The sequence below is a fragment of the Burkholderia sp. Tr-20355 genome (assembly GCF_017104685.1).
GTDB classification, from domain to species: Bacteria; Pseudomonadota; Gammaproteobacteria; order Burkholderiales; family Burkholderiaceae; genus Burkholderia; species Burkholderia seminalis.
Genome location: NZ_JAAGPK010000107.1, coordinates 20,990 through 27,605, shown reverse-complemented (window position 1 = coordinate 27,605; position 6,616 = coordinate 20,990). Strand labels below are relative to the sequence as shown.

Below are 6,616 nucleotides of genomic sequence, written 5' to 3'. Positions count from 1 at the left end.
CCGCGCGAGTCGTGCGAAACGCCGCGCGGCCGGGCGGCGCGCGGCGCGGATCGACCGCCGGGCGCGGTCAGCGGCCGAGGCCGGCCATCAGCGTGTACTTGAGTTCCACGTATTCGTCGAGGCCGTACTTCGAGCCTTCGCGGCCGAGCCCGGATTGCTTGACGCCGCCGAACGGTGCGACTTCGGTCGAGATGATCCCGTCGTTGACGCCGACCATCCCGCTTTCCAGCGCGCCCGATACACGCCATGCGCGGCCGAGGTCGCGCGTGTAGAAATACGCGGAGAGCCCGAACGGCGTGTCGTTGGCCGCGGCGACGGCTTCGTCCTCGGTCGCGAAGCGGAAGCAGCCCGCGACGGGGCCGAAGGTTTCTTCTTCGGCGATCAGCATGTCCGGCGTCATGCCGGTCAGTACGGTCGGCTCGTAGAACGTGCCGCCGAGCGCGTGACGCTTGCCGCCGGCGAGCACATGCGCGCCTTTCGCGGTCGCATCGGCCACGTGCCGCTCGACCTTGCCGAGCGCCGCTTCGTTGATCAGCGGCCCCTGGTCGACTTCACCGGCGAGCGCATTGCCGACGCGCAGCTTGCGCACGGCGTCCGCCAGCTTGCGCGTGAATGCGTCGTACGCGCCGTCCTGCACGAGGAAGCGGTTGACGCATACGCAGGTTTGCCCCGTATTGCGGAACTTCGACGCGATCGCGCCGACGACTGCCGCGTCGAGATCGGCATCGTCGAACACGATGAACGGCGCGTTGCCGCCGAGTTCGAGCGACAGCTTCTTCAGCGTGTCGGCCGACTGCTTCGCGAGCAGCTTGCCGACGCCCGTCGAGCCGGTGAACGACAGCTTGCGCACGACGGACGAACTCGTCAGCGTCTCGCCGATGGCGACCGCATCGCCCGACACGACGTTGAACACGCCGGCCGGCACGCCCGCGCGTTCGGCGAGCACCGCGAGCGCGAACGCGGACAGCGGCGTTTCCTCGGACGGCTTCAGCACCATCGTACAGCCGGCGGCGAGCGCGGGGCCGGCCTTGCGCGTGATCATCGCGAGCGGGAAATTCCAAGGCGTGATCGCCGCGACGACGCCGACGGGTTCGCGCGTGACGACGATCCGCGAATCCGGCTTCGGGCTCGGGATCACGTCGCCGTACATGCGCTTCGCTTCTTCCGCGAACCATTCGAGAAAGCTCGCCGCATAGGCCACTTCGCCGCGTGCTTCCGCGAGCGGCTTGCCCTGTTCGCGCGTCAGCAATTCGGCGAGCGCGTCGCGGTGTTCGAGCATCAGCTCGCCCCAGCGCTTCACGCGGGCTCCGCGTTCCTTCGCGGTCAGTGCGCGCCACGCGGGAAACGCGTGCGAAGCCGCATCGATCGCGCGCTGCGTGTCGTCGGCGCCGCCTTTCGCGACTTTCGCGATCGTCTCGCCGGTCGCCGGGTTCAGCACCGGATAGGTTGCGTCGCTCGCGCCGTGCGGTTCATGCCATTCGCCGCCGATGTAGTGGCCGGTCCTCAGAAATTCGTTCATCGTGTGTCGTTCCCTCAGTGCTTCAGTCTGCCGCGAAACTGCCCTGCGCCGGGCGCGCTTCGCGCGCAATGCGCTTGCCGGCCGTGTAGTCGTTGATCAGGTCGCACGGCGTGTAGTTGCGCTCCAGTTCGTGCAGCTCGTCTTCGGTGAGCTGCGTTTCGAGCGCGCCGAGTGCCGTGTCGAATTGCGCGACGGAATCCGCACCGACCAGCATGCTCGCGACGCCCGGGCGACTCAGCACCCAGGCCTGCGCGATCTGCGCGGGCGGTACGCCGCGCCGCTTCGCGACCTTCGCGACAGACGCGGCGATCGCGAGCGACGACACATCGCCATACATCTGCGCGGTGAAGAAGTCGGTCTGGTTGCGCGTCGATTGCGGCTCGCAGGTGAGCAGGCCGCGCGCGAGCGGGCTGAACACCGACACGCCGACGCCCTGGTCGATGCAGTACGGCACCATCTCGCGCTCTTCCTCGCGATACGCGAGGTTGAGCTGCAGCTGCATGTTGATCGGCTTGTCCCAGCCGTTTCGTTCGCATGCCTGCATGATCTTCGCGAACTGCCACGTGTACATCGTCGATGCGCCGATGTAGCGCGCCTTGCCCGCGCGCACGATGTCGTGCAGCGTGCTCATCGTTTCCTCGACGGGCGTGTTCACGTCGAAGAAATGCAGCATGAAGATGTCGACGTAATCCATCCCGAGGCGCTTGAGCGAGCCGTCGATGCCGTCGAGCACGTGCTTGCGCGAATGGCCGCCCGCGTTCGGATAGCTGCCCATGTCGTAGCCGACCTTGGTCGTCACGACGAGCTCTTCACGGCGCGCGTTGCGCTTCAGGATGCGGCCGACGACTTCCTCGCCGACCCCCGTCGAGTAAAAGTCCGCGAGATCGACGAAGTTGACGCCGGCGTCGAGCGCGCGGCGCACGATCGGCTCGCTCTGCGCCTCGTCGAAGATCCACGGCTTCCACTCGGGCGTGCCCATGTTCATCGTGCCGAGACACAGGCGGGACACCTTCAGGCCGGACTGGCCGAGGCGGACGTATTCCATGCTTCCTCCTGGAGCGGCCTCGCCGGCCGCATGTTGTCTGGGTCCGTCAGTTCTTTTTCGGCGTGTAGAACGGGTTCGACACGTCGCGCGCGGCGGCGAACACGGCATCGCGATGCGGCAGCCCTTCCATCGCGGCGACGATCGCGTTGCGGCACGCGCGGTAGTTGTTCTCGAACACCGCGTCGAGGTCGTCGGCCCGCGGGTTGACCCAGTTCGCCGACACGACGACCCAGTCGTTCTCCGCTTCCGGCGGCAGCGTGCCGTTCTCGAGCGCTTCGGCGACGGCCTTCGCGATGCCCGCCTGCGACGCGCCCCACGTGGCATTGCCGTGGAAGTCGTTGGCGATCTGCGCCTTGTTCACGTACAGCGTGAGCGGCTTGGTCGGCACGCCCGGCTGAGCGATCACGACGAACGGCGCGTGCCCGGCCGACGGCGTCGCGAGCGCGGTCGCGAACGCCTGCCCGGCCGGGCCGTTGCGCGGGCCGACCAGCACGTTGATGTGCGCGAGGTTGACGCCGGGGCCTTCGAAGCCTTCGCCGATGTAGAGCGGCCTGGATTGGGATGCGGTCATTGCGATGTCTCGTCGATGAAGTTGGTGTGAGGCGATTGTGGTGGGCCGCGACGCGGCCGGTGAATCGATGTTTTCTGATCGAGGTATGAGTTTTCGTCGTCTCCGGGAATGCCCTGGGCCCGGTGCGCAAACGCCCGCCGGGCGGCCCGCGGCCGCCATCGTGACGGCAGGTGCGACGGGGTTGGCGGGTGGGCGTTCGCGTACCGGCTCCGGGTTTGTCATACCCGGGCGGGGGTTGGAGGGCCGGACGCGTCTGGACAACAATCGGCGTACTCCAAGCCCTATCTTTCGTCGTCCCTTCCATTTTCGAAAGCGAGTAATTTCGATGGCTGCCATTCAGAAGCCCGATTGGTCGAAGCTCAGTTCCCTCGATCCGGAGCTGATCCGCGCATTCGTCGCGGTCGTCGAAAGCGGCGGCTTCACCGCGGCGGCGCGGCAACTGCATCGCACGCAGTCGACGATCAGCCTGCGTATCCGCACGCTCGAGGAGCGGCTCGACACGCATCTGTTCATGCGCAACAGCCGGCGGCTCGAACTGTCGCGCGACGGCGAGAACTTCCTGATCCACGCACGGCGGATCATCCAGGTGCAGAACGATGCGATCCTCGCGCTGAAGCAGGCGAGCAGCGACCGAGGCATCGTGCGCTTCGGACTGCCGGAGGACTACGCGGAGCTGTGGCTGCCCGACCTGCTGAAGTCGTTCTATGCGATGCGGCCGGGGGCGCGCCTGCACGTGCATTGCCGCACGTCGCTCGAGTTGCTCGACCGGCTGCAGGCCGGAGAACTCGACGTCGCGCTCGTCGTGCGGCATGGGCCGAATGCGGGCGGGCGGCTGCTCGGCCGTCACGACGTCGTGTGGGCCGCGCATCGGGACTTTGCACTCGGCCCGCGGGCGTCGGTGCCGCTCGCGCTGTTTCCCGAGACGTGCTGTTACCGGCAGCGCGGGCTGCAGGCGCTGGCGAGCGCCGAGCGGCCCTGTCATGTCGTCTATACGAGCCAGAGCCCGACCGGCATCAAGATCGCGGTGAACCATGGCGCGGCCGTGACGATGATCGATCGCTGCACGCTGCCCGAGAACTGGCGCGTGCTCGGCGAGGCGGACGGATTTCCGCCGCTGCCGGCGGCCGATCTCGAACTGCATCGCTCGCCCGGCATCTGCGATCCGCTGACCGACGATCTCGTGTCGCTGATCGAATCGATGGTCGACGAACGACGGCGCGCGTCGCTCGAGGCGTTTGCATAGCGCAGCGGTCGCGCGGCAGGGGAGGCGTGGGGTCGAATCGGTACGGCGCGCTGCGCTCTGCATGCCGTTTTTTGCGTCGCCGCGGCATTTTTTTGCACGACGTTTATGCCGTCTCTTCTAAGCTGGGGACATGTCGAACAGCCGGGACGGCTCCCGTCCGCTCCATGACCTTCATCCATCCCTTTCCCGCCTTCGATGTCGCCGGCCGCCAAATGCGCGCCGGCACCCGCACCCGCGTCATTCCGTTGCCGCCGCCGCGCCCGCGCCTGCAGTTGCCCGTCACGCTGACAGCCGATTCCGGCGAGCACGCGCGCGAGCGGCTCGCGGCGCTGCTGCATTCGCCGCTCGGCGTGTATGTCGTCCGCGCCCGCGCGGTGCGCGACGTGATCCACGTTCATTTCGAGATCGCGCCGGAAGACCTGGACTTCACGCTGCACATGCTGATCGCGCAGCAGGCCGATGCGGTGATCGGGCCCGTCGCGCGCCGGTTGCATGTCGGGCCGCGGGCCCGGTGACGCGGGGAACGGTTGTTGCTCGTACACAGACGGTTCGTTTGCTCCGCCGCCGGATCGCCGGTCGCCATGGCTGTCCATCGGCCGGCGGCGCCGGAGGTTCGCGCGCCGCGTCGTGCGCGGCGCTACCCCCTGAATACGGAGTGACCATGTACATCCCGGAAGAAGTGCGTGTCGCGCGGCCGGCAAGCCGTCGCGCGCGGACGGCATCGCTGCCGTCAGGGCAGCAACTCGCGCGTCAGCTGCTGACGACGGTACGCGTGGCCGAAGTGCTGCTGCATCAAGCGATCGTCCTGCCGCCCCGGCATCAGTGGTCGGTCGACACCGAACGGGTCGACGCGATCGGCGGCCCGCTCGCGGCGTGGGAGACCTGCGTGATCTGGCGGATCGGCAAGGTATTCGGCGCGACGGTCAGCCCGGCCGCGCGCGTCAACGATCCCGTGCAGGTGGCGGTCGAGATCCGGCTTTATCTGCCTGAGCAGGCGTATGTGGCCGGGCAGCGCGTGAGCGTCTTCGGGCGTCGCCACGGCCATCGGTTCGGTGCGACGCTGTCGGTCGCATCGGGCGCGCAGTGGGGCGGGCGGCGCTCCGAGCACGTGGCGCCGGAACACCGGTACGTGTGCGGCGACACGCTCGAAGCGCTCGTCGATGCGGTCGCCGCGCATGTCAACGCGGCGCTGGGCGCGGCAGGGTTCGGCGCGACGCGCTGATCACGCGTCGCCGGTCTGCCCGGTCTGGCGCTGCAGGTCTTCCATCAGTTGTTCCGCGAGAAAGTCGCACGGCGGCCGCTTCGATTTCGTGCTGCGCGCGAGGATCAGTTCGAGCGGCGGCAGGTCCGGCAAGCCGTGCGAGCGGCCGAGCATCGACAGTTGCGCGGGAATCGCGCAGCGCGCGAGCGGCGCGACCGCGAGGCCGGCCTCGACCATGCTGAGCAGCCCGAGCAGGCTCGGGCTTTCATACGACGTGCGGTACGGCACCTTCGCGCGTTCGAGGCTGCGGATCGCGTTCTCGCGCGCGACGCTGCCCGGCATGAACACCGCGATCGGCAACGGCCGTTCTTCCCATACGCGCGGCCCGTTCGTCATCGCGGCCCACGCCATCGGCTCGTGGCGGATGAAGTCGCCGGTCAGCCCCTTGATGCGCGTGCCGCACACGAGATCCACGGTGCCTTCCTTGATCAGCGGCGCGAGCGCACTGCTCGGCAGCCCCATCACCTGGATCTCGACCTTCGGGTAGGTCGCCGAAAATTTCTTCAGGACCGACGGCAGCAGCGACGACGCGTAGTCGTCCGGCACGCCGATCACGACCTTGCCGGTCACTTCCGGGCGCACCACGGCCGCCCACGCCTCGTCGCGCAGCGCCAGCATTCGTCTGGCGAATCCCAGCAGCACCTCGCCCTCGCGCGTCAGCACGATGCTGCGCGGCTTGCGCACGAACAGCGGCCGGCCGATCGCGTCCTCCAGGCTCTTGATCTGCATGCTCACGGCAGACTGCGAGCGGTTCACGGCCTCGGCCGCGCGGGTCATGTTGCCGGTCTCCGCGACGGCGACGACGGTGGCCAGCACGTCGTGATCGAGCATCTTCATCGGTATCAGGAAAACTGAACGTAACGATCAACATTATGCGTTTTTATTGTTGATGTGTGTCTGCCATAGTGCGATCACGCTGGCGTCCTGCCCACGGGCGGCGCGGCATTCAGGCCGGTCGACCCGGTGTGCAGCACTGA

General features: G+C 67.9%; 7 protein-coding genes. 3 read left to right on the top strand and 4 right to left on the bottom strand.

From position 1 onward, the window contains the following. Nucleotides 1-67 precede the first annotated feature (67 nt). From G3N62_RS23690 to fae, 3 genes are read right to left on the bottom strand one after another with little or no spacing between them, the layout of a single operon-like run. Nucleotides 68-1,519, bottom strand: coding sequence for an NAD-dependent succinate-semialdehyde dehydrogenase (locus G3N62_RS23690; protein WP_124670159.1), 1,452 nt, complete (start codon nt 1,517-1,519; stop codon nt 68-70). A gap of 22 nt (nt 1,520-1,541) precedes the next feature. After that, nucleotides 1,542-2,564, bottom strand: a complete 1,023-nt coding sequence (locus tag G3N62_RS23685) for an aldo/keto reductase (RefSeq protein ID WP_124670158.1) — start codon at nt 2,562-2,564, stop codon at nt 1,542-1,544. Nucleotides 2,565-2,610: 46 nt separating this feature from the next. Beyond that, complete coding sequence (gene fae, locus G3N62_RS23680; RefSeq protein WP_049033642.1) at nt 2,611-3,135, bottom strand: formaldehyde-activating enzyme; 525 nt, start codon at nt 3,133-3,135, stop codon at nt 2,611-2,613. A 325-nt stretch (nt 3,136-3,460) separates the two neighbouring features. On the opposite strand from fae, the gene G3N62_RS23675 reads away from it, so the two are divergent. From G3N62_RS23675 to G3N62_RS23665, 3 genes are all read left to right on the top strand, one after another. Next, nucleotides 3,461-4,378: a LysR family transcriptional regulator gene (locus tag G3N62_RS23675; RefSeq protein ID WP_124670157.1), complete on the top strand. Its 918-nt coding sequence runs from the start codon at nt 3,461-3,463 to the stop codon at nt 4,376-4,378. A gap of 164 nt (nt 4,379-4,542) precedes the next feature. Next, complete coding sequence (locus tag G3N62_RS23670) at nt 4,543-4,893, top strand: hypothetical protein (RefSeq protein WP_034188528.1); 351 nt, start codon at nt 4,543-4,545, stop codon at nt 4,891-4,893. Between the two features lie 146 nt (nt 4,894-5,039). Then, complete coding sequence (locus G3N62_RS23665; protein WP_034188527.1) at nt 5,040-5,600, top strand: hypothetical protein; 561 nt, start codon at nt 5,040-5,042, stop codon at nt 5,598-5,600. Here G3N62_RS23665 and G3N62_RS23660 read toward each other — a convergent pair whose 3' ends face one another. Beyond that, on the bottom strand, nt 5,601-6,476 hold the full coding sequence (locus G3N62_RS23660; RefSeq protein WP_027782171.1) for a LysR family transcriptional regulator: 876 nt from the start codon (nt 6,474-6,476) through the stop codon (nt 5,601-5,603). Nucleotides 6,477-6,616 lie beyond the last annotated feature (140 nt).